General features: G+C 70.7%; 19 protein-coding genes and 1 pseudogene. 15 read left to right on the top strand and 5 right to left on the bottom strand.

Features of this window, described 5'->3' with window-relative positions:
- Positions 1-111: 111 nt before the first annotated feature.
- The 7 genes from manD (at position 112) to AB0I18_RS20315 (ending at position 9,261) form a co-directional block, all read left to right on the top strand.
- A complete protein-coding gene (gene manD, locus AB0I18_RS20285) occupies positions 112-1,320 on the top strand; it encodes a D-mannonate dehydratase ManD (protein WP_363106910.1) in 1,209 nt (402 codons plus the stop codon).
- On the top strand, positions 1,317-2,768 hold the full coding sequence (locus tag AB0I18_RS20290) for a mannitol dehydrogenase family protein (protein ID WP_363106911.1): 1,452 nt from the start codon (positions 1,317-1,319) through the stop codon (positions 2,766-2,768). Before manD ends, AB0I18_RS20290 begins: the two co-directional genes overlap by 4 nt.
- A 79-nt stretch (positions 2,769-2,847) precedes the next feature.
- Positions 2,848-4,269 (top strand): MFS transporter, encoded by a 1,422-nt coding sequence (locus AB0I18_RS20295; protein ID WP_363106912.1) that lies wholly within the window; start codon positions 2,848-2,850, stop codon positions 4,267-4,269.
- Positions 4,266-5,297 (top strand): L-idonate 5-dehydrogenase, encoded by a 1,032-nt coding sequence (locus AB0I18_RS20300; protein ID WP_363106913.1) that lies wholly within the window; start codon positions 4,266-4,268, stop codon positions 5,295-5,297. Before AB0I18_RS20295 ends, AB0I18_RS20300 begins: the two co-directional genes overlap by 4 nt.
- A gap of 108 nt (positions 5,298-5,405) precedes the next feature.
- Entirely contained in the window at positions 5,406-6,431 is a 1,026-nt protein-coding gene (locus AB0I18_RS20305) for a sugar kinase (RefSeq protein WP_363106914.1), read from the top strand.
- A 332-nt stretch (positions 6,432-6,763) separates the two neighbouring features.
- Positions 6,764-8,449 (top strand): ribonuclease J, encoded by a 1,686-nt coding sequence (locus tag AB0I18_RS20310; protein ID WP_363106915.1) that lies wholly within the window; start codon positions 6,764-6,766, stop codon positions 8,447-8,449.
- Between the two features lie 95 nt (positions 8,450-8,544).
- Positions 8,545-9,261: a spermidine synthase gene (locus AB0I18_RS20315; protein ID WP_363106916.1), complete on the top strand. Its 717-nt coding sequence runs from the start codon at positions 8,545-8,547 to the stop codon at positions 9,259-9,261.
- An 81-nt stretch (positions 9,262-9,342) separates the two neighbouring features.
- Here the strand turns inward: AB0I18_RS20315 and AB0I18_RS20320 are convergent, their stop codons facing one another.
- The 5 genes from AB0I18_RS20320 to rutA all read right to left on the bottom strand — a co-directional run bounded on the left by AB0I18_RS20320 (position 9,343) and on the right by rutA (position 13,693).
- On the bottom strand, positions 9,343-9,684 hold the full coding sequence (locus AB0I18_RS20320) for a VOC family protein (protein WP_363106917.1): 342 nt from the start codon (positions 9,682-9,684) through the stop codon (positions 9,343-9,345).
- 65 nt (positions 9,685-9,749) lie between these two features.
- Positions 9,750-10,307, bottom strand: coding sequence for a GNAT family protein (locus tag AB0I18_RS20325; RefSeq protein WP_363106918.1), 558 nt, complete (start codon positions 10,305-10,307; stop codon positions 9,750-9,752).
- Positions 10,308-10,380: 73 nt separating this feature from the next.
- On the bottom strand, positions 10,381-11,022 hold the full coding sequence (locus tag AB0I18_RS20330; RefSeq protein WP_363106919.1) for an isochorismatase family protein: 642 nt from the start codon (positions 11,020-11,022) through the stop codon (positions 10,381-10,383).
- On the bottom strand, positions 11,019-12,599 hold the full coding sequence (locus tag AB0I18_RS20335; RefSeq protein ID WP_363106920.1) for an MFS transporter: 1,581 nt from the start codon (positions 12,597-12,599) through the stop codon (positions 11,019-11,021). The genes AB0I18_RS20330 and AB0I18_RS20335 overlap by 4 nt, the downstream gene beginning before the upstream one ends.
- Positions 12,600-12,610: 11 nt before the next feature.
- Positions 12,611-13,693 (bottom strand): pyrimidine utilization protein A, encoded by a 1,083-nt coding sequence (rutA, locus tag AB0I18_RS20340; RefSeq protein ID WP_363106921.1) that lies wholly within the window; start codon positions 13,691-13,693, stop codon positions 12,611-12,613.
- Between the two features lie 510 nt (positions 13,694-14,203).
- Between rutA and AB0I18_RS20345 the strand changes: the two genes are divergently transcribed.
- The 8 genes and pseudogenes from AB0I18_RS20345 to AB0I18_RS20380 all read left to right on the top strand — a co-directional run bounded on the left by AB0I18_RS20345 (position 14,204) and on the right by AB0I18_RS20380 (position 23,777).
- The gene (locus tag AB0I18_RS20345; RefSeq protein ID WP_363106922.1) at positions 14,204-17,173 is read left to right on the top strand and encodes a SpoIIE family protein phosphatase; all 2,970 of its coding nucleotides are present in this window, start codon (positions 14,204-14,206) and stop codon (positions 17,171-17,173) included.
- 145 nt (positions 17,174-17,318) lie between these two features.
- On the top strand, positions 17,319-18,104 hold the full coding sequence (locus tag AB0I18_RS20350; protein WP_363106923.1) for an alpha/beta hydrolase: 786 nt from the start codon (positions 17,319-17,321) through the stop codon (positions 18,102-18,104).
- 217 nt (positions 18,105-18,321) lie between these two features.
- Positions 18,322-18,645: pseudogene (gene deoD / locus AB0I18_RS20355) on the top strand (purine-nucleoside phosphorylase); the annotation flags it as partial.
- A 100-nt stretch (positions 18,646-18,745) separates the two neighbouring features.
- A complete protein-coding gene (locus AB0I18_RS20360; RefSeq protein WP_363106924.1) occupies positions 18,746-19,000 on the top strand; it encodes a hypothetical protein in 255 nt (84 codons plus the stop codon).
- A 29-nt stretch (positions 19,001-19,029) separates the two neighbouring features.
- On the top strand, positions 19,030-20,127 hold the full coding sequence (locus AB0I18_RS20365; RefSeq protein ID WP_363106925.1) for a BMP family ABC transporter substrate-binding protein: 1,098 nt from the start codon (positions 19,030-19,032) through the stop codon (positions 20,125-20,127).
- Positions 20,128-20,143: 16 nt separating this feature from the next.
- Positions 20,144-21,727: an ABC transporter ATP-binding protein gene (locus tag AB0I18_RS20370; protein ID WP_363106926.1), complete on the top strand. Its 1,584-nt coding sequence runs from the start codon at positions 20,144-20,146 to the stop codon at positions 21,725-21,727.
- Positions 21,724-22,845, top strand: a complete 1,122-nt coding sequence (locus AB0I18_RS20375) for an ABC transporter permease (protein ID WP_363106927.1) — start codon at positions 21,724-21,726, stop codon at positions 22,843-22,845. The genes AB0I18_RS20370 and AB0I18_RS20375 overlap by 4 nt, the downstream gene beginning before the upstream one ends.
- Positions 22,842-23,777, top strand: coding sequence for an ABC transporter permease (locus AB0I18_RS20380; RefSeq protein WP_363106928.1), 936 nt, complete (start codon positions 22,842-22,844; stop codon positions 23,775-23,777). The genes AB0I18_RS20375 and AB0I18_RS20380 overlap by 4 nt, the downstream gene beginning before the upstream one ends.
- The last annotated feature ends 56 nt before the right edge of the window (positions 23,778-23,833 follow it).

The raw sequence follows: 23,833 nt of genomic DNA on the forward strand, positions 1-23,833 counted from the left end.
TTGCCCGAGCTGCGCGACAAGTGCTTGTATACAAGTACTGAACGACCGCACTGCAAGGCCGGAGGAACCCGGATGAACCGGCGACCCTTCGGTTCGTCGTAAGGAGCCCCTGTGAGCAAGATCGAGCGCGTCGAGCTGTTCGTCGCGTCTCCCGGCCGCACCTTCGTGACCCTGCGCATCACCACGACGGACGGCGTGACCGGACTCGGTGACGCCACACTCAACGGCCGCGAACTGGCCGTCGCGAGCTATCTGCGCGATCACGTGGTCCCGCTGCTGATCGGCCGGGATCCCGCCCGCATCGAGGACGTGTGGCAGTACCTCTACAAGGGTGCCTACTGGCGGCGCGGACCCGTCACCATGACGGCCATCGCCGCCGTCGACACCGCACTGTGGGACATCAAGGGCAAGGTCGCAGGACTGCCCGTCCACGACCTCCTCGGCGGCCGTTCCCGCAACGGCGTGCTGGTCTACTCGCACGCCAGCGGCACCGACGTACCCTCGCTCCTTGACGACGTCGAGCGCTATCTGGAGCTGGGCTACAAGGCCGTCCGGGCGCAGGCCGCGGTGCCCGACATCGGCGGCACCTACGGCGTCCGCAAGGGCAAGGTCTACGAGCCGGCCGCGACCGAGCTGCCCGACGAGCAGCCCTGGGACACCGAGGCCTACCTCGGTTTCGCGCCCACCTACCTGGAAGCGGTCCGGGAGCGTTTCGGCTTCGGCTTCCACCTCCTCCACGACGTCCATCACCGGCTCACCCCGATCGAGGCGGCCCGCTTCGGCAAGAGCGTCGAGAGCTGCCGGCTGTTCTGGATGGAGGACCCGACTCCGGCCGAGAACCAGGAGGCGTTCCGGCTCATTCGCCAACACACCACGACGCCGATCGCGGTCGGCGAGGTGATGAACTCGATCTGGGACGTCAAGGACCTGATCACCGAGCAGCTCATCGACTACGTACGCACCACCGTCGTGCACGCGGGCGGCATCACCCACCTGCGGCGGATCTTCGACCTCGCGGCGCTCTACCAGGTACGGACCGGTTCGCACGGCGCCACCGACCTCTCCCCCGTCAGCATGGCCGCCGCCGTGCACCTCGACATCGCCGTGCCGAACTTCGGTATCCAGGAGCACATGGGCCACCCCGACGAGACCGCCGAGGTGTTCCGCACCGGCGTCACGTTCGCCGACGGCATGCTCCACCCCTCCGAGGAGCCGGGCCTCGGCGTCGACTACGACGAGAAGGCGGCGGAACGGTTCCCCTACCAGCGGCGCTACCTCCCGGTCGCGCGCCGCCTCGACGGCTCGGTGCACGACTGGTGAGCACCGTCGCCCTTCCCGCACTCGACCGCGCGGCGCTCTCCCGGCTCACGCCCGAGCAGCGTCCCCAGGTCGACCCCGCCGAACTGCGCACCCGCGTCGTCCACTTCGGCCTCGGCGCCTTCCACCGGGCGCACCAGGCGGTCTACACCGAGCACGCCGCCGCCCGGTCCGGCGAGCCCTGGGGCATCACCGCCGTCGCGCCCCGGTCGGCGGAGACCGTGCGCGCCCTGCGGGACCAGGACTGCCTGTACTCGCTCACCGAACGCCGTCCGGAGGGCAGCGTCTCCCGCGTCGTCGGTGCGCTCACCGGCGCGCTGGCCATGGGTCCCGACGCCACGGCCGTCGACGCCCTGCTCGCCGACCCCGAGGTGACGGTGGTGACCCTGACCATCACGGAGAAGGGCTACCACCGCTCGCCCCGGACCGGCGGCCTTGACACCGCCGCGGCACCGGTCGCCGCCGACCTCGTGGCGGCCTCGGGCGGCCCCCTCACCACGGTGGTCGGACGCCTGGCCGCCGGGCTGGCCGCGCGGATGCGTGTGGGCGCGCCGCCGGTCAGTGTCGTGTCCTGCGACAACATGGCGGCCAACGGGGCCGTACTGAGCCGGGTAGTACGCGACTTCGTCCGTGCCTCCAGTTGGCCGGACCGCATGGAGATCCTGGACCGGATGTCCGAAGCCGTCGCCTTCCCCTCGACGGTCGTGGACCGGATCGTGCCCGCGGCCGGCGAGGCGGACCGGGCGGCGGCCGCCGCCGCGCTCGGCGTCCACGACGCCCTCCCCGTGACGGGTGAGCCGTACCGGCAGTGGGTCCTGGAGGACTCCTTCGCCGCGCCCCGACCGCCCTGGGAACTGGACGGCGCCCTGTTCGTCCCGGACGCCGTGCCCTACCAGCTCACCAAACTGCGGCTGCTCAACGGCTCCCACTCGGCCCTGGCCTACCTCGGCACGGCGGCCGGTCACACCACCATCGCCGACACCCTGGCGGCGGACTGGGGCGCGCGCCTCGTCCGGGCCCTGTGCACGGAGGTCGCCCCCACCCTCCCCGCGGGCGGCCCCGATCCGGGCTCGTACGCCTACGACCTCGTCGTACGCTTCCGCAACCCCGCGATGCGTCACCTGCTGCGGCAGATCGGCTCCGACGGATCACTGAAGATCACCGAGCGCTGGCTGCCCGCCCTCCGCACCCTTCGCGCACGCGGCACGAGCACCCCGGTCCTCGAACTCGCCCTCGCCGCCTGGGTGCACCACACCCGCCAGGCGGACGTGCTCACCGACCCCGCGGCCGACACGCTCACCGCCTGCTGGGGGCCGGCCGGCCGTCCCGTGGACACGGTCCGCGCACTCCTGCGTGTCCTCGGCGCGACCGACCTGGCGGACGAGGACGCCCTCACCGCCGCTGTCGCGGACCGGCTACCTGCCCTGCGGGCCGGCCGCGTCGAGATCTGAGCCCCGCTTCAGTCCCCGAACGCCTCCGTCCCCGACAGCCCCCGATAGTTCACGAGTTCACGAACAACGGAGTTCACCGATGAAGGACAGCGCCACAGCCGCTCAGCAGGCGCGCCCAGCCCAACGCAGCACCCGCGATCTCACCCGGGCCGCGGTCTCGGGCTGGCTCGGCACCGCCATGGAGTTCATGGACTTCCAGCTCTACTCGCTGGCCGCCGCGATCGTCTTCGACAAGATCTTCTTCCCGGACGTCAGCCCGGCGATCGGGCTGATCGCCGCGATGGCCACCTACGGCGTCGGTTACGTCGCCCGGCTCGCCGGTGCCGTCTACTTCGGCCGGATGGGCGACCGGATCGGCCGCAAGAGAGTCCTGTACCTCACGATCATGCTGATGGGCGTCTCCACCACCCTGATCGGCGCCCTGCCCACCTACGCCACGATCGGCATCCTCGCGCCCATCCTGCTCGTCGCGCTGCGCCTCATCCAGGGATTCGGAGCCGGCGCCGAGATCGCCGGCGCCACCGTGATGCTCGCCGAGTACGCACCCGTCAAGCGGCGCGGCCTGGTCGCCTCTCTCGCATCCCTCGGCACCAACTCCGGAACGCTGGCCGCCTCCGGCCTGTGGGCCATCCTGCTCGCCGTGCTCAGCGAGGACCAACTGCTCTCCTGGGGCTGGCGGCTGCCCTTCCTGCTGAGCTTCGCGCTCATGTTCTTCGCGGTATGGCTGCGCCGCGGCCTCAAGGAGAGCCCGGTCTTCGAGGAGCGCCCCGACGTCGTGGACGGCGTGGCCCTCTCCCGCGACGAGGTCGAGTCCGCCATCACCGCCGTCGACGCCGAGGGCCCGACCGGTGCCCCGGCGAGCGAGCAGGGCAGCGTCCTGGCGGCGGGCATCCGCCAGCGCAAGGGCAAGGCCTTCTTCCTCGCGCTGGGGCTGCGCTTCGGCCAGGCGGGCAACTCCGGTCTCGTCCAGACGTTCCTCGTCGGCTACATCGCCACCAACCTCGCGGTCGGCCGGTCCGTCCCCACGAGTGCGATCGTGTACGGCTCGCTCCTGGGCTTCGCCACCGTGCCGGCGGTCGGCATGCTGGGCGACCGCTACGGACGCCGGGCGATGTACCTCGCGCTCTCGCTGCTCACCACCGTCCTCGCCTTCCCGGTGATGCTCCTCATCACCTCCGGCTCGACTCCGGGGCTGATGATCGGCATGGTGCTCGGCCTGAACGTCGGAGTCCTCGGCCTGTTCTCGCTGGAGAGCGTGGCGATGGCGGAACTCTTCGGATCCCGCACCCGGTTCACCCAGCTCGCGCTCGCCAAGGAGATCGGCGGCATCCTCGCCACCGCGATCGGCCCGGTCCTCGCGGCGACGCTCACCGCCGTCACCGGCAGCTGGTGGCCCATCGCCGCGATGCTCATCGTCTACTCGCTCATCACCTTCGTCAGCGCGTTCCTCGCGCCCGAGACCCGCGGACGCGACCTGGTCCGGCTGGAGGACGCCGTATGAGGGCGGTCGTGGTGCACGGGCCCGGCGACGTACGCATCGACGAACGCGCCCGGCCGGTGCCGGGCCCCGGCGAGGTACTGCTGGCCCTGGAGTGGGGCGGGATCTGCGGATCCGACATCGCCTACTGGAAGAACGGGGCGTCCGGCACCGCCGCGCTCGCGCACCCCCTGGTGCTCGGTCACGAGGTCGCGGGACGGATCGCCGCGCTCGGCGCCGGAGTCACCGGCCTCGACGAAGGGCAGCCGGTCACCGTCCACCCGGCGCAACCGGTCGGCGACGACGTCCTGCCGGAGCGGATCGCCGGACGCACCAACCTCCATCCGCGCATCCGCTACTTCGGCTCGGCGGCCTTCGATCCGCACACCGACGGGGGGTTCAGCGAGTACCGGACGGTCGGCGCGGACCAGATCCGGCCGCTGCCCGACGGCGTCGACACCCTGCAGGGTGCCCTGGCCGAACCGCTGGCCGTCGCCCTGCACGCCGTCGGCCGGGTCCCCGACCTGCGCGGCCGGACCGTCCTGGTCAACGGCGCCGGACCCATCGGCTCCCTGGTCGCCGCCGCCGCCCGGCACCGCGGGGCGGGCACCGTCGTCGCCGCCGACCTGACCGCGTCCTCCCTCGCCGTCGCCCGCGCCATGGGCGCCGACGAGACACGCGACCTCTCCCTCTGCGAGAGCCTGCCCGAGGACGTGGACGTGGTCTTCGAGGCCTCCGGCGCGCCGTCCGCGCTCGGTCCGGTGCTGCGGGCCACGGCCCGCGGCGGGACCCTCGTCCAGGTCGGCAACCTGCCCGGCACCGCCGTGGCCGCCGCGCTCGGCGATCTGGTGACCCGCGAGATCACCTGGATCGGCTCCTACCGCTTCGTCGACGAGATCGACGACGCCCTGCGCGCCCTGCGGGACGGTCTCGACGTGACACCGCTGATCACCCACCGCTTTCCGCTGGAACGGGCCGAGGAGGCACTGGCCGTCGCCGCCGACCCTGGGAGCGGAAGCAGCAAGGTCATGCTGCGGCTGGCCGGCACCTGACGCCGGCCGACCTCATCCCCGTACGACGTACGCCGTACGTCAACACGTCAATACTCACCGCGCACGCCATCACGTACGCCATCAGACACCGTCCGCCAGGAGAATCCCGTGTCCTTGCCGCTCCCGTCCCACGTCGCCGACAGCCGCAAACAGGTGGCCGACGTCGTGTGTGTCGGCGAGACGATGGCCGTCCTCAGCCCGCCGGATGCCCGTCCGCTCGCCGAGCAGTCGACGCTCAGGATGGCCATCGGCGGTGCCGAGTCGAACGTCGCCTGCGGGCTGGCCGGTCTCGGGCACCGCGCCGCATGGCTGAGCCGGCTGGGCGACGATCCGTTCGCGCGCCGCATCCTGGCCGAACTGACCGCGCGGGGTGTGGATGTGACGGCCGTCGAGACCGACCCGGACCGGCCGACCGGGGTCTACTTCAAGGACCCCGGCCCGGACCGTACCCGCACCCACTACTACCGCGGCGGATCGGCCGCCACCCTGATGGGACCCGGCCTCGTCCGGCTGCCCGCGTTGCGCGGCGCCCGCATCGTGCACCTGTCGGGCGTCGCCGCGGCGCTCTCCGACAGCTGCGCCCGGCTGCTGGAGGCGGTACTCGTCGGCCGGCGTGTCGAAGGAGACGGCCGGTCCGCCGGAGGGCCAACCGTCTCGTTCGACGTCAACCACCGCCCCGCGCTCTGGCGCCGCGGTACCCCGGACGCCGCGCGGAACCTGCTGGCCCTCGCCCGCGCCGCCGACATCGTGTTCGTCGGGCGGGACGAGGCCGAGGCGCTGTGGGGCACCGCCCGGCCGGACGACATCGCGGAGCTGCTCGAACCGGCCCCGGTCGTGGTCGTCAAGGACGCCGAGCACGGAGCGACCTCCTACGCCGACGGCGCCCGGACGTTCGTCCCGGCGCTGCCCACCAAGGTGGTCGAACCGGTCGGCGCCGGTGACGCCTTCGCGGCCGGCTATCTGGCCGGCGTCCTGGAAGACCGCGACGCACGGTCCCGGCTGCGCCTCGGCCACGTCGCGGCCTCCGCGGCGCTGCGGACCAGGGACGATGTTCCCGTCATGCCGTCGCGTACGGAGACCGACCGCTACCTCGCCCTGAGTGACACCGCCTGGGCCACCGCGGCACCGCGATGAGCGCGGCGGTGGCGGTTCACGCCCACCGGCCGCCGTCTGCCCCCGTCCGTATCCGTATCCGTGTGCGTGTCCGTGTGCATCCGTCCACCCGTCCGGAGGAGAGCCCCTCTCATGAACACCGGCTCCCTGGGCGCCACTCCGCCGACCGGACCAACGGCCCAAGGTCGTCAACGGCGTGAGCAAGATCTCGGTATCACCCGTACCGCGAGCCGCTTCGGCCCTCGTGTAATCCGGATAATCCGGGGCACCCGCTGCCCGTGAGGTCCCTCGTCCGGAAGAAGAGACCGCACGGCAATGGATCACCTCTTCCAACTCTCCGATAACGTCACGGTATGAGCCATCCGCATCCAGAACTCAAAGCCGCCCCTCCCCTGCCCGATGGAGGGCTGCGGGTCGTCGCCCTGGGCGGCCTGGGTGAGATCGGCCGCAACATGACCGTCTTCGAGTACGCCGGGAAGCTGCTCATCGTCGACTGCGGCGTGCTGTTCCCCGAGGAGACCCAGCCCGGCGTGGACGTGATCCTGCCGGACTTCACCTCGATCCGGGACCGCCTGGACGACATCGTGGGCGTGGTGCTCACCCACGGGCACGAGGACCACATCGGGGGCGTGCCCTATCTGCTGCGTGAGCGGTCCGACATTCCCGTCGTGGGCTCGAAGCTGACGCTGGCGTTCCTGGAGGCCAAGCTCAAGGAGCACGGCATCCGGCCGCGCACGGTGCGGGTACGTGAGGGCGACCGGCGCAAGTTCGGGCCCTTCGACTGCGAGTTCGTCGCGGTCAACCACTCCATCCCGGACGGTCTCGCGGTCGCGATCCGCACCGGTGCCGGGATGGTGCTGCACACCGGCGACTTCAAGATGGACCAGTTCCCGCTGGACGACCGCATCACCGACCTGCGCGCCTTCGCCCGCCTCGGCGAGGAAGGAGTCGACCTCTTCCTGGTCGACTCCACCAACGCCGAAGTGCCCGGGTTCACCGTCTCCGAGCGCGAGTTGAACCCGGCGATCGAGCAGGTCCTGCGCACCGCGCCGCGCCGCGTGATCGTCTCCAGCTTCGCCAGCCATGTGCACCGCATCCAGCAGGTCCTCGACGCCGCGCACCAGCACGGCCGCAAGGTCGCCTTCGTGGGCCGATCCATGGTCCGCAACATGGGCATCGCCCGCGAACTGGGCTACCTCAAGGTCCCGTCCGGCCTGGTGGTGTCCATGAAGGAAATGGAGAAGCTGCCCGACCACAAGATCACCCTGGTCTGCACCGGGTCCCAGGGCGAGCCGATGGCGGCCCTGTCCCGGATGGCCAACCGCGACCACGTGATCCGCATCGGCAAGGGCGACACGGTCCTGCTCGCCAGCTCTCTCATCCCGGGCAACGAGAACGCCATCTACCGGGTGATCAACGGGCTGACCCGATGGGGCGCCAACGTCGTCCACAAGGGCAACGCCAAGGTGCACGTGTCCGGACACGCCAGCGCCGGTGAGCTCGTCTACTGCTACAACATCATCAAGCCCAAGCACGTCATGCCCGTCCACGGCGAATGGCGCCACCTGCGGGCCAACGGCGACCTCGCCATCCGCACCGGCGTCGATCCGGACCGGGTGGTCATCGCCGAGGACGGGGTCGTCGTCGACCTCGTCGACGGCCGCGCCTCGATCACCGGCAAGGTGCCCGCGGGCAACGTCTACGTGGACGGTATGGAGGTCGGCGGCGCCACCGAGGCCTCCCTCAAGGACCGTCTCACCCTCGCCAACGAAGGCGTGGTCACGGTGGTGGCCCTCGTCGACGCCGACACCGGCGCCCTCGCCGAGGCCCCCGACTTCCTGGCCCGCGGGTTCGTCCACGACGACACCACTTTCGAGCCCGTCATCCCGGTGATCGAGAAGACCCTGGCCACCGCGGCTCAGGAAGGGGTCGGCGACGCGCACCAGCTCGAACAGCTCATCGCTCGCGCCGTGGCGTCCTGGGCGTTCCGGACCTACCGCCGCAAGCCCCTCATCATCCCCGTCATCATCGACGCCTGAGCCGGGGACGACCGCCGGCCGCAGGCAGGGCATCGGCATGGCGGCGGAGCGAGAACCCCGATCGTGGCAGGCGGAGAAAGGTGCAAGGTGCAGGGATGAGCGCGCGCTTCGAGGAGATCGACTGGCGCCCGACACCGCTGGGGGACATCAGCCTCCGGCGCCGGCGGGATCCGGCATCGGGCGACGATGTGTACGAGGTGAAGCTCGGGGACGAGTTCCTGATGTCCAGCCTCTTCACCGCGGGCGAGATCGCGCTCACCCGGCTCGGCCTGGCGCAGCTGCCGGACGCCGATCTCGACGTCGCGGTGGGCGGGCTCGGTCTCGGTTACACCGCCCAGACCGCCCTGGACGACTCCCGGGTCCGCTCCCTGGTCGTGGTCGAGGCGCTCGGCGAGGTGATCGAGTGGCATCAGCGTCATCTGGTGCCGCTCAGCGCCCGTCTGTCATCGGACCCTCGCTGCCGGCTGGTCCAGGGCGACTTCTTCGCGGCGGTCGGCGATCCCGTCGGCCTCGATCCCCAGTCGCCGGGCCGCCGCTTCCACGCCGTTCTGCTGGACATCGACCACTCACCGCGCCACGTACTGAATTCACGTCATGCGGCGCTCTACCAGCCGCCGGGGCTCCAGGCTCTCGCCGGTCACCTGCACCCCGACGGGGTCTTCGCCCTGTGGTCCAACGACCCGCCGGACGCGGAGTTCACCGCCACGCTCGCGGAGGTCTTCGCCGCACCGGAAGCCCACGTCGTCGACTTCGACAACCCGCTCCAGGGCGGCACCTCCACCAACACCGTCTACGTCGCGCGGAAGAAGTAGGCAGGAGAAGGCGGGAGACGCAAGAAGGCGGCTGGTTCCGGTCAGGGCCGGTCAGGGCCGGTCAGGGCCGGTCAGGGCCGGTCAGAGGGGAGCGCCGCCGAACCCGATCTCGTTCCCTTCGGGATCGCGATAGATGGCCTTGCGCACGCCGTTCCCGTAGGTCTCCCGCTTCGTTGGTTCGATTCCTCGGTCGGCCATCTGGGTGACGCGTTTGTCGAAGTCGTCAACGAAGACGGTGTGCATGGCGTGGCCGGCACGCTCGGGCCGCCGCTCGACGACCACCGAACGATGTTCCGCGAGTTCCCACACGGCTTCCGTGTCGCTCGCGACGTACGTCGGCGGGGAGCCGAGCAGCCGTTCGTACCAGGCGAGCGCCGTCGCGTAGTCGCTGACAGGGATTCCTGCAAACAGGTCGACGGTCATGACGCCAGGCTAGGACGTGCGTCTTCGATCGGACAGGACGATCGGACAAGGCGAGGAAGTCGGTGTCAGAGCTCGCTCATCGAGTGCAGTTGGGCGAACTCCCCGGCGAGCATGCCCATCATGACGAGATCGCGGTGCCGGCCGGCGAGGAACACGTGGTCGCGGAGGCGGCCCTCCTCAAGGAATCCGAGCCGTCGGTGGAGTGCCAGCGATGCCTCGTTGTGGGCGAAGATCCGCGCTTCGCACTTGCGATACCGCTGCTCGGCGAACATGAAGCGCAGCAGCAGTACCACGGCCTCTGCCGCGTAGCCTTTGCGCCGGTGATCGGCGCCGATCGTGACCCCGTACTCGAACCAGCCCGCGCGCGGGTCGGCGCTGTGCGAGCCGACAGCACCGACTGCCTCTCCCGTGTCGACGGCCTCGATGACCAACTGGAAGCAGTCGTCGTCGGCCTTGGCAACGGCCTGCTCCTTGGCCCAGGCGCGATGGCCCTCGGCGGAACGAGGCGGCTGGAGCACGTCTCCCAGCCGCTCCTCGTCCTCGGCGAAGCGCCTGAACGCGGTCCAGTCGTCGGGTTCGATACCGCGCAGGCGTATCCGCTTGCCCGTCCAGAACGATGTCATGCGCCATTGGATCAAGCCGAGGCGTCCGGCGTCCAGGGCGGGCTCATGCAACCACCCCTGTTTTCAACGCCGTTCAGCTGCCCGAACCAGCTGGTCCTCCCAGATAGTCCTCGACGCGTTCGATCGGCCAGACCTCTCCGATCTTGTGTTTGATGTCGAAGAGGTTCGCCGCGTGGATGTCCGGGTCCCGGTCCCCCACCGCTTCCTCGACGACGACGGGGATGAACCCGTGCTGCATGGCGTCCAGGGCGGTGGCGCGGACGCAGCCGCTCGTGGACAGTCCGCCGATGAGCAGGGTGTCGATTCGGCCGGCGGTGAGGAAAGCGGCCAGCGCCGTACCGAAGAAGGCGCTCGGATACTGCTTTGTCACGGTCAGTTCGTCCGCGGCGGGAGCCAGCCCGTCGATGAACTCCCCGAAGGGGCTGCCCTCGATGAAGGCCCGCAGTGTGGGCACCTTGCGGAAGAAGATGCCGCCGTCGCTGCCGTCGGCCCGCAGCAGCACCCGCGTGATGATCACCGGAATCCCGGCCTGTCGTGCGGCGGCCAGCAGGGCTTTCATCGCCTCGACCGCCGGTTCGACTCCGGCGTAGAGAGGACAGTCCGGGTCGACATAGGCGCGGGCGGGGTCCACCAGGATCAGGGCCGGGGAGGTGCCGGGGGCGAGCTGCCCGGCGAACCCGGCACGCTCGTAGTCCTCCTGCTGGGAACCGGTCATGGCAGGGCCTTTCGACTGGTGGCGGGTTCGTGGTCGCCGGCGGTGGACTGACCGGCGGGCGTGGACCGGCCGACCGTCGTGGACGGGTCGGTGGCCGTGAACGGGTCGGTGGCTCCGGACGGATCGGCGGCACGGGGTGGCCGCAACGACGTGGGAAACGCCAGGCAGATCGCTGTCCCCGCCACGGCGATGCCTGTGAGGACGAACCCGGTGAGGCGGATGTTGGCGACGAACCGGCTCAGCTCGCCCGACGCGAGCACGTTGAGTGTGCCTTCGTACGCCGCCTGCCGGGCCGGCGCGCTCAGCCCGGTCGTGGTGACGGCGAGGGCGAGCGCCGTGCTGAGCAGATAGCCCACGTTCTGCAGGGTCGAACGAAGACCGTTGGCCACTCCGCGCCGGCCGGCGGGCACGCCGAGCATCAGCGCGCTCGTACTGGGCGTCATGAACAACCCGGTGCCGGCCCCCACGAGGAAGAGAAAGAACGGGGCCACCGCACGCGGCTGCGCGACCGTCGCGGACAGTGTCAGGGTGAAGCCCAGCAGTCCGCAGGCCGTCACCGCCATGCCCACGGTGGTCAGCGCACGCGGTGTGCAGCGGCCGAACAGCGAACCGGCGGCCGCCGAGGTGATCAGCGTGCCGACCGCGACCGGCGTCACCAGCACCCCCGCCTCCAGGGGTGTGGCCCCGCCGACCGCCTGCTCGTGCAGCGACGCCAGCAGCACCACGGCGTAGGTGCTGACCGCGTTGGCCAGCACTGCGGCGAACACCAGGGAGATCGCGGGCGTACGCAGCAGCGCCATGTCGACCAGCGGGTGCGGCCGCCGCTCCTGGACGACCACGAACACCGCGAACAGCGCGAGGGCGGCGCAGCCGCAGACCCACGGCAGCCATGCGGCATCCGTGGCCGTGGCGCCGGGCGTCATGGCGAGGACGAGAGCGGTCAGGACCGCGACCGACAGCGCGGCGCCGGGGAGGTCGAACGGTTCACGGACCCCGCCGGACCGCCGGGTCCGCGGGACCACCAGTGCCGACGCGACGAGCGCGATCAGCCCGATGGGCACGCAGACGACGAACAGGCCCCGCGGGCCCAGCAGTTCGGTCGCCGCGCCGCCGACCACCGGCCCGGCGATCTGGGCCACCGCGGCCACCGTCACGTTCCAGCCGAGAGCTCGGCCGAGGGTCTGGGCGGGGAACGTGTCCGTCAGCAGGGCGGTGTTGTTGGTGATCACGGCGGCGGCGCCGACCGCCTGCACGATCCGTGCCGCGATCAGGAACTCGGCTGTCGGGGACAGCGCCGCGAGTGCGGTCGCGGCGGTGAAGACGACGAGCCCGGCCAGATACAGCCTGCGGCGCCCGACGATGTCGGCGATCCGGCCGAAGACCAGGATCAGTGAGGTGGTGACCAGCATGTAGCCGAGGAGAATCCAGTCGGCCTGCCCGGGGCTCGCCTCCAGTTCCCGGGTGATCGTGGGCAGTGCGACGGTGAGGCCGCTCATGTTGAGGAACACGGCGACCACCCCCACCGCCATGGCGGCGAACACCCGCCAGGGGCGGCGGACGGCGGGCTCGGGCAGCACGGCCTTGGGAATCAGGCCGCGGCGGACCTGTCCGACCGGGACTTCATCAGCGGCTGGACGCGCGTACCGAAGTGTTCGATGCCTTCGAGGAAGTCGTCGAAGACCAGCATGATCCCCTTGGTTCCGGCGACCTCGGCGACCTCGTCGAGCATCTTCGCGACCGTCTCGTACGAGCCGACGAGTGTGCCCATGTTGAAGTTCACGGCGCCTTCGGGCAGCGAAATGGTCCTGGCGGTCGAGGAGCCGTCGGAGGTCGTGTCCGTGGCCGTCTCCCCCGCCATGTACGCCAACGCGGCGAGGTCGGCGTTGTCGTGGTAGTCCTGCCACTTCGCCTGGGCTGCCTCGTCGGTCTCGTCCGCGATGACCATGAACAGCGAGAGCGCTCCGACATCGCGGCCGGTCCTGTTCGCCTCGTCCACCAGCGTGGCCGTGGTGTCCGAGAGCGCGAGCGGGGTGTTCACACCGCTGCCCAGGATGAAGTTGTAGTCGGCGTGCTCGGCGGCGAACCTCATCCCGGTGTTGCTCTGCCCGGCGGCGACGATGCCGATGCGCCCGTCCGTCGGCCGGGGGGACAGCACGCAGTCGTCCATCTCGTAGAACTCGCCCTTGAAGTTGCTGACGCCCTCGCTCCACAGCTCCTTCATCACGGTGACGTACTCGACGGCACGGGCGTAGCGGTTGCCGAAGTGCTCGTCCCCGGGCCACAGGCCCATCTGGGAGTACTCGCCGGGCGCCCAGCCGGTGACGATGTTGACGCCGAACCGGCCGGGGGCGATCGAGTCGACCGTCACGGCCATGCGCGCGACCATCGCCGGCGGCAGCGCGAGGATCGGCGTGGAGGCGTACAACTTGATCCGGTCGGTCACGGCGGCCAGGCCCGCCATCAGCGTGAACGATTCAAGGTTGTGGTCCCAGAACTCGGTCTCGCCGCCGAACCCCTTGAGCTTGATCATCGACAGGGCGAAGTCGAGCCCGTGCTCCTCGGCCTTCTGCACGATGGCCTTGTTCAGCTCGAAGCTCGGCATGTACTGGGGAGCACTCTTCGATATGAGCCAGCCGTTGTTGCCGATGGGGATGAAGACGCCGATGTCCATGCCGCTCCTCAGCGGGTCGGGGATGTCTCGCGGGGTGCCGACGAGAGCGGGGTTGTCCGGGCCTGACGGGAAGTGACTTCGAATGTATGCAGCGGCCGTTACTGTCCCCCTCCCGTCCTGTGAACGGAGGATTGCCCGGGGTGGCGGGGCATTACACGGGAAAGGGTGTGTCGCACAGCGGCGCGGGGGCTGTGGCGCCGCGCCGGACGATACGACGGCTTGTGTAGGCCGCCCGTAAACGATCGCGCTCGTCACGGCTTGCCGATTATCGGTCGACGGACGGTGACGAGCGGGGCGCGGCTCATATCAGCCACGATCGTTTACACCCGATCCATGTCGAATTACGGCGTATTATCACCCAAAGTAAGCCCTCGGAATCTCCCGTGAAAGCCGGAGGTAACTCGGCCTGGAATCCGAGCCGTTGATCTCCCTGCGGCGCGGCCCGGAGTCGATCGTGAGAATCTTGCGAAGCACCGCTTCGGATGAGACGGGAAGGGTTAAATACGGCCTATGAACGCACGGCTGGCCCTGCTCAGCACGGTGGACCCCGGGGTCGCGGAAAGCGAGGTCTTCCGGCTGGCACTCCAGCATGCGGTGGGCGAGCTGGGCGCCCTGGGCGGAACCATGCATCTCCGCGGCCCCATGTCCGCACTGCGCCTGGTGTCCGCGACCGGTCTCCCGCCCGCCCTGACGCGCTCCTGGGAGATCCTCGACCAGGAGGGCCCGCTGGCCCCGGCCCGCGCCCTGCACCAGGGCAGTGGTGTGTGGGTGCCGCTGAAATCCGCCGGGCACACCGACCCCGCCGGGCCTTCTGGCGGCAGGGCGGAAGCCGCGGACATCACCTGGCCCGGCAGCGGCCTGGCCGCCGTTCCGGTGTTCAGCGGGGACCGCAGTATCGGCGCGCTCACCGTCCTGATGGGCGACCAGGGCGAGCCCACGCCCCGGCAGTGGGACTTCCTCCGGGCCGTCATCGCCTGGACCGAGGAACGCATGGCCCAGGCACCGCCGCCGTCCGGGCCCTCGCAGGCGGAGCTGAACGGTGACCGTGACCGCCTGCGGCAGGCGCTCAAGCAGGTCAGCGTCGGCTCGTGGGACTGGGACATCCGCAGCGGCGAGCTGATCTGGGACGAGGCGGCTCTGGAGCTCTACGGCACCAGGCCCGAGGACTACACCGCCAAGGTCGAGAACTGGATGAGGATCGTCCACCCCGACGACCTGGCGCCGACGCTGGCCGCGGTGCAGCAGGCGATCCGCGACCACACCCTGTTCAAGGCCGAGTACCGGGTACGCCGTCTTGACGGCACGTACGGCTGGACCCAGGCCCGCGGCACGGCGACGTACGACGAGGAGGGCGAACCCCTCCGGCTGATCGGCGTGGGATGGGAGAGCAACGAGTCCCGTTCCGCCCGGGACGCGCTCAGCCGGGCCCTGCGGCACATGAGTGACGGCTTCCTGGCGGCGGACGACGAGTGGCGGATCACCTTCGCCAACCTGGAGGCGGAGCGCACGCTGGGCTTCTCCGAGGAGGAGCTGTTCGGACGGCTCCTGTGGGAGCTGCCCTCCGCACGGCAGATCCCCGGCCTGGAGAGCCGTTGCCGGCAGGCCGCGGCCGAGGAGAAGTCCGCCAGTTTCGACGTGCACGTGCCGGACACCGGGCGCCGCTACCACGTGCGGCTGGTCCCGGGTCCCGACGGCCGCACCCTCTACTTCAGTGACGTCACCGAGAAACGGCGCCTGGAGGAGGAGCGGCTGGCGGCCGAGCGCGCCGCGACCGAGCGGGCGGCCCGGGTCGCCGAGCTGACCGCGGCGCTCGCCAAGGCGACGACCTCGCAGGACGTGGTGGCCGCGGTCGCCCGGCGGGTGCTGCCGCCGTTCGCCGCCACCGGACTGGTGGTACAGGCGGTTGAGGGCGACCGTCTGCACACCGTCGGATCCATGGGCTACCCGGACGACGTCCTCGACATGCTCGACAACAACCCGCGGACGCCGGGCGACCCTCTGTGGGACGCGATCCTGGCCGGGACACCGATGTTCCTGTCCTCCGTGGCGGAGTTCACCGCGCGCTACCCCGAGCGGGCCGGCCTGCCCGGCCGTGCCGGCAAGCAGGCGTGGGCGTTTCTGCCGCTGACCGCGTCCGGGCACACGTTCGGGGTCTGCGCGGTGACCTTCGACCGTCCGCGGCGGCTCACCGACGAGGAACGCGTCCTGCTGACCACGATCAGCGCCCTCGTCGCACAGGCGCTGGAACGGGCCCGGCTCTTCGACGCCGAGCACACCCGTTCCCGTGAACTCCAGCGCAGCCTGCTCCCCCGGGTCCTGCCCGACCTGCCCGAGTGCACGGCCGCCGCCCGCTACCTTCCCGCCGGTCAGGGCATGGACGTGGGCGGCGACTGGTACGACATCATCCCGCTCTCCGGTGGCCAGGTCGCCCTCGTCGTGGGCGACGTCATGGGGCACGGCCTGCCCGAGGCGGCCACCATGGGGCGCCTGCGTACGGCCGTCCACACCCTGGCCGATCTCGAACTGCCGCCCGACGAGATCATGAGCCACCTCAACGACATCGTGAGCGGCATGGGCGAGGAGTCGTACGTCACCTGCCTGTACGCGCTCTACGACTCCACCACCCAGATCTGCTCCATCGCCCGCGCCGGGCACCCGCCGCCGGCCCTGGTCCACCCCGACGGCACCGTGCACTTCCCGGAGCTGGCGGCGGACCCGCCGCTGGGCGCGGCGGAACCGCCGTTCGAGACGGTCGAGTTGCACGTCCCCGAGGGAAGTCTGCTCGTGCTGTACACCGACGGCCTGGTCGAGTCGGCGAAGCGCGAGATCGACGAGGGTATGGCGGAGCTGGCCCGGCTGCTGCGCACCGCCCACGAGGACGGCACCAGCGCGGACCTGGAGCGCCTCTGCGACACGCTGACGGCCGGGCTGCTCCCCGCCGAGCACCAGGCGGCCGACGACACGGCGTTCCTCGTCGCCCGCCTGCACGCTCTGACCAGCGACAGAATGGCCTCCTGGCCGCTCCCCGAGGATCCGAGAGCGGCGGGCCAGGCCCGCCGCCACGTCCGGGAGCAGCTCTCCACCTGGGGCCTGGACGACCTGACACCCACCACGGAACTCCTGGCCAGCGAACTGGTGGGCAACGTCGTACGCCACGCCAAGGGCCCGGTCAGCCTGCGTCTGCTGCATGGGGCCGAACTGATCTGTGAGGTCTTCGACGGCAGCCTGACGATGCCCCGCATCCGCCGCGCGACGGAGACCGACGAGGGAGGCCGCGGCCTGCAACTGGTCACGGCGCTCTCGCAACGCTGGGGCACGCGCTACACGACGACGGGTAAGTGCATCTGGACCGAGCAGGCCCTGCTCGGCCCGGACGGCCGCAAGGACCAGCCGTCCGATCCCCTGGACCTGATGTTCCTGAACACCGAGGGATTCGACGGAGACCTGGACGCCCTCCCTTTCGGGGACCAGGGCCCGTAAGGACGAAACGCTCCAAGGACACGACGACGGCTGAAGGCGGCGTGGCGACTGGCCGAAAAGGTGCCGTGTCTCGACGTCCCGTGCGAGTGATGTGATCGGATCGACGCCGCTGTTCACGCGCCCCCGACGAAAGGGAAGACCGCTGATGACCGCCATTCATGTGACGGTGTGGGACGAGACCGGCGGCGAGGGAGCTCCCGCGGTCTTCGCGCACAACATCTTCACCTGGGGCAGCGACGAGGCGTACGGGTTCGCGGCCCAGCGGCCGCTGGCCGACCGCCACCGCCTGCTGCTGGTGGACCGCCGTGGCTACGGCGACAGCCCCGACACGGACCGCAGCGACTTCGACACCGACGCCGACGACCTGGTGGAACTGCTGGAACAACAGGACGGCGGCGCGCATCTGGTCGGCCACGGCAACGGCGGTCTGGCGGCCATGCTCGCCGCCGGACGCCGCCCCGACCTCGTACGTTCCCTGACGCTGATCCAGCCGTCCGCGTTCTCCGCGGCCGCCGGTCACCCGGTGATCAAGGGCTTGCTGGACCGGGTGGGAGACGGTGCCGAAGTGCCGGAGTCCGTCACACCCGAGCAGTATCTGCGCGCTTCCACGGAAGGCATCGGGCTGGCCATGCCCGACCCCACTCCGCGGCGCCTTCGCGCCGTGGCCACCTCGATGCGCGAACGCCCGGTATGGGAGGCGACGGTTCCGCTGGAACCGCTGCGGGCCGCCTCGTGGCCGACGCTGGTGATCTGCGGGACCTGGCAGGACGCGCCGGAGCCGTACCGCACGTACGTGGGCGAGCCGCTGATCGCCTGCGCGGAGGCCGTGGCCGAAGCCGTCGACGCCCGTCTGCTGCGCGTGGCCGGCTACTACCCGCACACCCAGCAACCCGCCGCCGTCAACGCCGCCCTGCGAGAACTCTGGGAATAGCCGAGGGCAGGTGCACCGGAAAGCCTCAAAAGGCCCCTAGAAAAAGGGGGTTCGCCATGCCAAGAGTTCTCGTTGTGTGCGAGTCCTGGTTCACGTGTGCGGTCCGTCAGAAAGGCGGATCGGAGCTGTGATGCCCGGGAACGAGACCACTGGGGGCCTCGGCGCCGGAACACCCCACATCGCCGCGGCGCGGGGCGACTTCGCGCCGCTCGTGCTGATGCCGGGAGACCCGCGCCGTGCCCGGCGGATCGCCGAGACCTTCCTGGAGGACGCGCGGCAGGTCACCGACGTACGCGGCATCCTCGGCTACACCGGGGGCCACCGGGGCGTGCCGATGTCGGTGCTCGCCTCCGGCATCGGCATCCCCTCGGTGTCGATCTACGCGACGGAGCTTTTCCGCCACTACGGCGTGCGGCGGATCGCCCGCGTGGGAACGGCCGGCGCGATCCCGGGCTCGGTGGCCGTGCGGGACGTGGTGATCGCCTCCGCCGCGCACACCGACTCCAGCCTCAGCCGCCTCCACGTGGACGGCGTGACGCTCTCGCTCGCCCCGTCCTTCCGGCTGCTGCGCGCCGCCGCGGACGCCGCCGAACGAGAACCGCCGCGGGACGGCTCCGGCAACACAGGTGCACATAGGGCCGGTGTTCAGCAGCGACCACTTCTACCTGGACCGCCCCGCCGTCTTCGACGCGCTGGAGCGCCGGGGCACGCTCGCGGTCGAGATGGAGGCGGCGGGGCTGTACGCCGTGGCCGCCGCGGAGGGCGGCGAGGCCCTCGCCGTCCTGACCGCCTCCGACCATCTGCGCACCGGTGAGGCCCTGTCCGCCGAGGAACGCGAGACCTGCTTCGACCGGGCGCTGCGCATCGCCGCCACCGCCCTGCTCGCCGACGTCTGAAATTCCCACCCCGGAACAGGAGACTGATGATGAGGTACGGCAGAAGCGCCGTCGTCACCGTGGTGGCGGGGATGCTCGCACTGGCCGCGTGCGGAGGATCGGACGAGGACAACTCCGGTACGGGGACGGGACCGGACAAGCCGCGTATCAAATTGGTACTCAATGGCGGGCTGGGCGACAAGTCCTTCTTCGACTCCGCCTACGCGGGCCTGAAAAGGGCCCAGAAGGATCTCGGCTACGACCTCAAGGTGGTCGAACTCGGCTCCGACCGCACCAAGTGGCAGCCCGGCTTCGAGGACGCCGCCTCGGCCGACGACTACGACATCCTCGCCGCCGGCACCTTCGAGGTCACCGACTACATCGGCGAACTCGCCCCGCGGTTCCCGGACAAGAAGTTCTGGGTCTTCGACGCCCCGGTCGACTACAGCGGCAAGAGCGGCGCGTGTTCCGACAAGTGCGAGAACGTCTACTCCGTCACCTTCAAGCAGAACGAGGGCGGTTACCTCGCCGGATTCCTGGCGGAGAAACTGGTGGCCGCGAAAGCCCTCAAGGGGACCGGATCGCTGAACAAGGTCGGTGTCATGGGCGGCGTGAAGACCCCGTTGATCGAGGACTTCGTCGTCGGATTCAAGGCGGGGTTCACGGCGGCCGGCGGAAAGAACTCCGATGTCCTCGTGCAGTACGTGGGCGGCGACAAGCCGTTCAGCGACCCGGCCAGGGGCAAGGAGATCAGCACCTCGATGTACGGCCAGGGCGCCGCACTGGTGTGGCCGGTCGCCGGGCTCTCCGGGCTCGGCACCTTCGAGTCGGCCGTCGCCGCGAAGCGGTACACCTTCGGCGTCGACTCCGACCAGTACCGGACCCTCACCGACCAGGCGCAGAAGGACACCGTCGTCACCTCCATCCTCAAGAACGTCGGCACCGCCCTGTACAAGGCCGCGCAGGCGGATCAGCAGGACTCGCTGAAGTACGGCGCCGTCGACACCCTGGGCCTCGCCGAGGACGCCGTCGGCTATGTGAACGACGACCACTTCAAGGAACTGGTGCCCGAGAAGATCCGTACCGAGGTCCAGAAAGCCGCCGACAAGGTCAGGTCCGGCTCCGTCACGGTCCCCAGCGCCGTCTAACCGAACGGCCTTGCCGATGAACGAACCATGGGGCGAGGACGGACCGGCGGTCGCCTCCCGCGCCGTGACCAAGACCTATGCCAACGGGGTGCGCGCGGTGCGCGGTGTGGACCTGGAGGTTCCGCCGGGCGAGATCCGGGCGGTCGTCGGCGAGAACGGCGCGGGCAAGTCCACGCTGATGAAGATGTTCTACGGCCTGGAGCAGCCCACCGCCGGCGAGGTCCTGATCGGCGGACGGCCCCGCACCCTGCGCGGCCCGGCCGCGGCGATCGCGCTGGGTGTGGGCATGGTGCACCAGAACCTCATGCTGGTGCCCTCCTTCACCGTCGCCCAGAACGTCGTCCTCGGTGTCGAGCCGGGCCGTCGCGGCCTCGTCGACCCGAAGGCCGCCGTGGAGACGACCGCCCGGCTCGCGCGGGAGGCGGGCCTCGCCGTCGACCCCAGGGCGCGCGTCGACGAGGTGTCGGTCGGCATGCGGCAGCGCACCGAGATCCTCAAGGCGCTCCACCGGCGGGCGCGCGTGCTGATCCTCGACGAGCCGACCGCCGTACTCACCCCGCAGGAAACCGAGGACCTGTTCGCCGCCGTGCGCCGGCTGCGCGACGCGGGGATGACCGTGCTGTTCATCTCGCACAAACTGCGTGAGGTACGCGAGATCAGCGACCGGGTCAGCGTGATGCGCGCCGGTTCGCTCGTGGGCACGGTCGCCACCGCCGACGCCACCGAGCGGTCGCTGGCCGCCATGATGGTCGGCCGCGACCTCTCCCCGGACGTGGACCGCGCGCCCGCCCGCCGCGGGGAAGTCACCCTGCGGGTACGGAACTTGGCGTACGAGGCGCCGGTCGGGCAGTCCCTGCACGGCCTGGACTTCGACGTGGCCGGCGGCGAGATCGTCGGCGTGGCCGGCATCGAGGGCAACGGCCAGAGCGAACTCGCCGAGATCCTGGCCGGGTTGCGCCATGTCACGGCGGGCACGGTCCACGTCGGTGGCACCGACACGGCCGGTCTCGATGTCGCGGGCCACCGCGCGGCCGGCATCGGCCACGTACCGGAGGACCGGCTGCACAACGGCGCCGCCCTCGACGCGTCCATCGCCGACAACCTCGTCGTCGACCGCCACGACCGCCCGCCCCTCGCCCTCCGCGGCGTACTGCGCCCACGTGCCGTACGTGCCCACGCCGAGAAGCTGATCGACGAGTACGCCATCCGCACCCCCGACCCGACGGTCCCGGTGCGGGCGCTGTCCGGCGGCAACCTGCAGAAGGTGATCGTCGCCCGTGAACTCTCCGCCGGACCACGGCTGTTGATCGCCTCCCACGTCACCCGCGGGGTGGACGTCGGCGCGATGCGGTTCATGTACGAGCGGCTGGTCGCCGCGCGCGACGCGGGCGCCGCCGTCCTGCTGATCTCCGCCGACCTCACCGAACTGCTCGCCCTGTCCGACCGGTTGCTCGTCCTGAAGGACGGCACCCTGGTCGCCCGGTTCGACGACACCGCGGGACTCACCGAGAAGCGGGTCGGCCTCTACATGCTCGGCGTCGAGCGGCACGACCAGGACCACCTCACGGCGGGCCTGGCAGACCCGGGGAAAGCCCGGTGACCCCCACTCCCCTGACGCTGATCGAGGCCGAGGACCGACGCCAGTACCGGGCGACCCGGCGCCGCGACCTCGCCGTCGACCTCAGCATGGCCCTGGCCACCGTCACGGCCGCCCTGGCCATCGGCTTCCTCGTCATGTTGGTCACCGGCAACGACCCGGTGCGGGCGTACGAGGTGATGCTCACCGGCCCGCTGGAACGCTCCTTCCGTGTCGGCCGCTGGCTGGAGGACGCCACCACCCTCACCCTGCTCGGCCTTTCGGTCGCGATCCCCTTCCGCGCCCGGCAGATCAGCCTCGGCGCCGACAGCCAGCTCTACGCGGGGGCGCTCGCGGCTGCCGCCGTCGCGATCTTCCTGCCGCTGCCGGCGGTCGCCGCCGTGATCGTTCCGATGGTCGCGGCCGCCGCGGCAGGCGCCGGAATGGGCCTGGTGCCGGGGTCGATGAAGGCACGCCTCGGCGCCAACGAGATCGTGGCCACGCTGATGCTCAACGCCATCGTCGTGCGCGTCTACGACTACCTGGTCAACGGTCCGCTGAAGGAGTCGGGCAGCAGCGCCGTGCACTCGAAGTCCGTCCAGCCCGACTCCGCGCTCACGCCGCTGAGCGACTGGTTCGGAGTCCCGCTGGGCCGGGCCAACATCGGTCTCGGCGTGATGCTGCTGACCGCCGTCGCGCTATGGCTGCTCATCACCCGTACCCCGCTCGGCTACCGCATCCGGATGACCGGCGCCAACCCCGACTTCGCGGCGTACGGCGGGATCCGGGTGCCCCGGGCCATCGAGTGGAGTTTCGTCATCGGCGGCGCGGTGGCGGGCCTGGCCGGAGCCCATCTCGTCCAGGGCGTGTACGGGCGACTCGAACCCGGACTCGCCGGCAGCCTCGCCTTCGAGGGCATCGTGCTGGCCCTGCTGGCCAGGAACAACCCCCTGGTGGTCGTGGTCGCCGGGCTCTTCTACTCCTACCTGCGCGCCGGGGGCGACATCATGGAACAGCAGACGGACGTCGGCACCGAGATCGTGGTGGTCATCCAGGCGGTCATCGTGCTGCTGGTCACCGCCCAGGCGCTGCCGGACCTGCTCAAACGCCGGATCGCGCGCAGACAGGTGGGCGTCCGATGAGTTCCGTGCTCGACGTCGTCCTCAGCAGCGCCTTTCTGGCGGCCGTGCTGCGGATCGCCACCCCGTATCTGCTCGCCGCGATCGGCGGGCTGGTCGCCGAACGCTCCGGCATCGGCAACATCGCCCTCGAAGGCCAGATGCTCAGCGCCGCCTGCACCGGCGCCCTGGTCGCCGGCTACAGCGGCTCCGTCGCACTGGGCGCGCTCGGCGGGGTCGCGGTGGCGACGCTGCTGGGCGTCCTGCTCGCCGCGCTGCGGCTGGAGTTGGGCGCCGACACGATCATCGCGGGCATCGGCCTCAACCTGCTCGCCTCGGGCGGCACCGCCTACGCGGTCCACAGCCTGCTCGACGACAAGGGCGGCACGTCCGGCCTGAAGAGCGGCACCCTGCCGACGGTCACGCTGCCGGGCATCGAGAGCGTGCCGGTGCTGGGCGAGGTGGTCAGCGGGCAGAACTTGGTCACCTGGCTGGCCTTCCTGGCCGCGCCGTTCGTGGCCTGGCTGTTCTACCGCACCCGCTTCGGCTTCCACCTGCGGGCGGTCGGCGAGATGCCGGACGCCGCCGCGTCGGTCAGCATCCCGGTACGGCGTGTCCAGTACGCCGGTCTCGCGCTCAGCGGCGCGCTCGCGGGCCTCGCCGGGGTCTTCCTCAGCATGGGGTACGTGTCCTTCTTCGTACGGGACATGACGGCGGGGCGCGGCTTCATCGCCCTCGCGGCGGTCTTCCTGGGCGCGCTGCGCCCCTGGGGCGTCTTCCTCGCCGCGCTCGGCTTCGGGACGGCGGAAGCCCTGGCCGTACAACTCGGCACGCTCGACGTTCCGCCCCAGCTGGTGTCGACGATCCCGTACGCGATGACGCTGGTGGCACTCGCGGCATACGCGTGGCGACGCAAGCGCCGGGGCACCACCGGAGAGGTCGCCACCTCCCTCTGACCGGCCTGTCATCAAGGGACCGAGTCGGGGCGGGCAGCCCGAATCCCCGGACGCCG

The sequence above is a fragment of the Streptomyces sp. NPDC050704 genome, from assembly GCF_040654355.1.
GTDB lineage: Bacteria > Actinomycetota > Actinomycetes > Streptomycetales > Streptomycetaceae > Streptomyces.

Coding starts and splice junctions, on each gene's coding strand:
- AB0I18_RS20365 (WP_363106925.1), top strand. CDS start 19,030: ATGAGGTACGGCAGAAGCGCCGTCGTCACCGTGGTGGCGGGGATGCTC.
- AB0I18_RS20325 (WP_363106918.1), bottom strand. CDS start 10,307: ATGACATCGTTCTGGACGGGCAAGCGGATACGCCTGCGCGGTATCGAA.
- AB0I18_RS20315 (WP_363106916.1), top strand. CDS start 8,545: ATGAGCGCGCGCTTCGAGGAGATCGACTGGCGCCCGACACCGCTGGGG.
- AB0I18_RS20295 (WP_363106912.1), top strand. CDS start 2,848: ATGAAGGACAGCGCCACAGCCGCTCAGCAGGCGCGCCCAGCCCAACGC.
- AB0I18_RS20330 (WP_363106919.1), bottom strand. CDS start 11,022: ATGACCGGTTCCCAGCAGGAGGACTACGAGCGTGCCGGGTTCGCCGGG.
- AB0I18_RS20320 (WP_363106917.1), bottom strand. CDS start 9,684: ATGACCGTCGACCTGTTTGCAGGAATCCCTGTCAGCGACTACGCGACG.
- AB0I18_RS20310 (WP_363106915.1), top strand. CDS start 6,764: ATGAGCCATCCGCATCCAGAACTCAAAGCCGCCCCTCCCCTGCCCGAT.
- rutA (WP_363106921.1), bottom strand. CDS start 13,693: ATGGACATCGGCGTCTTCATCCCCATCGGCAACAACGGCTGGCTCATA.
- AB0I18_RS20345 (WP_363106922.1), top strand. CDS start 14,204: ATGAACGCACGGCTGGCCCTGCTCAGCACGGTGGACCCCGGGGTCGCG.
- AB0I18_RS20380 (WP_363106928.1), top strand. CDS start 22,842: ATGAGTTCCGTGCTCGACGTCGTCCTCAGCAGCGCCTTTCTGGCGGCC.
- AB0I18_RS20300 (WP_363106913.1), top strand. CDS start 4,266: ATGAGGGCGGTCGTGGTGCACGGGCCCGGCGACGTACGCATCGACGAA.
- AB0I18_RS20350 (WP_363106923.1), top strand. CDS start 17,319: ATGACCGCCATTCATGTGACGGTGTGGGACGAGACCGGCGGCGAGGGA.
- AB0I18_RS20370 (WP_363106926.1), top strand. CDS start 20,144: ATGAACGAACCATGGGGCGAGGACGGACCGGCGGTCGCCTCCCGCGCC.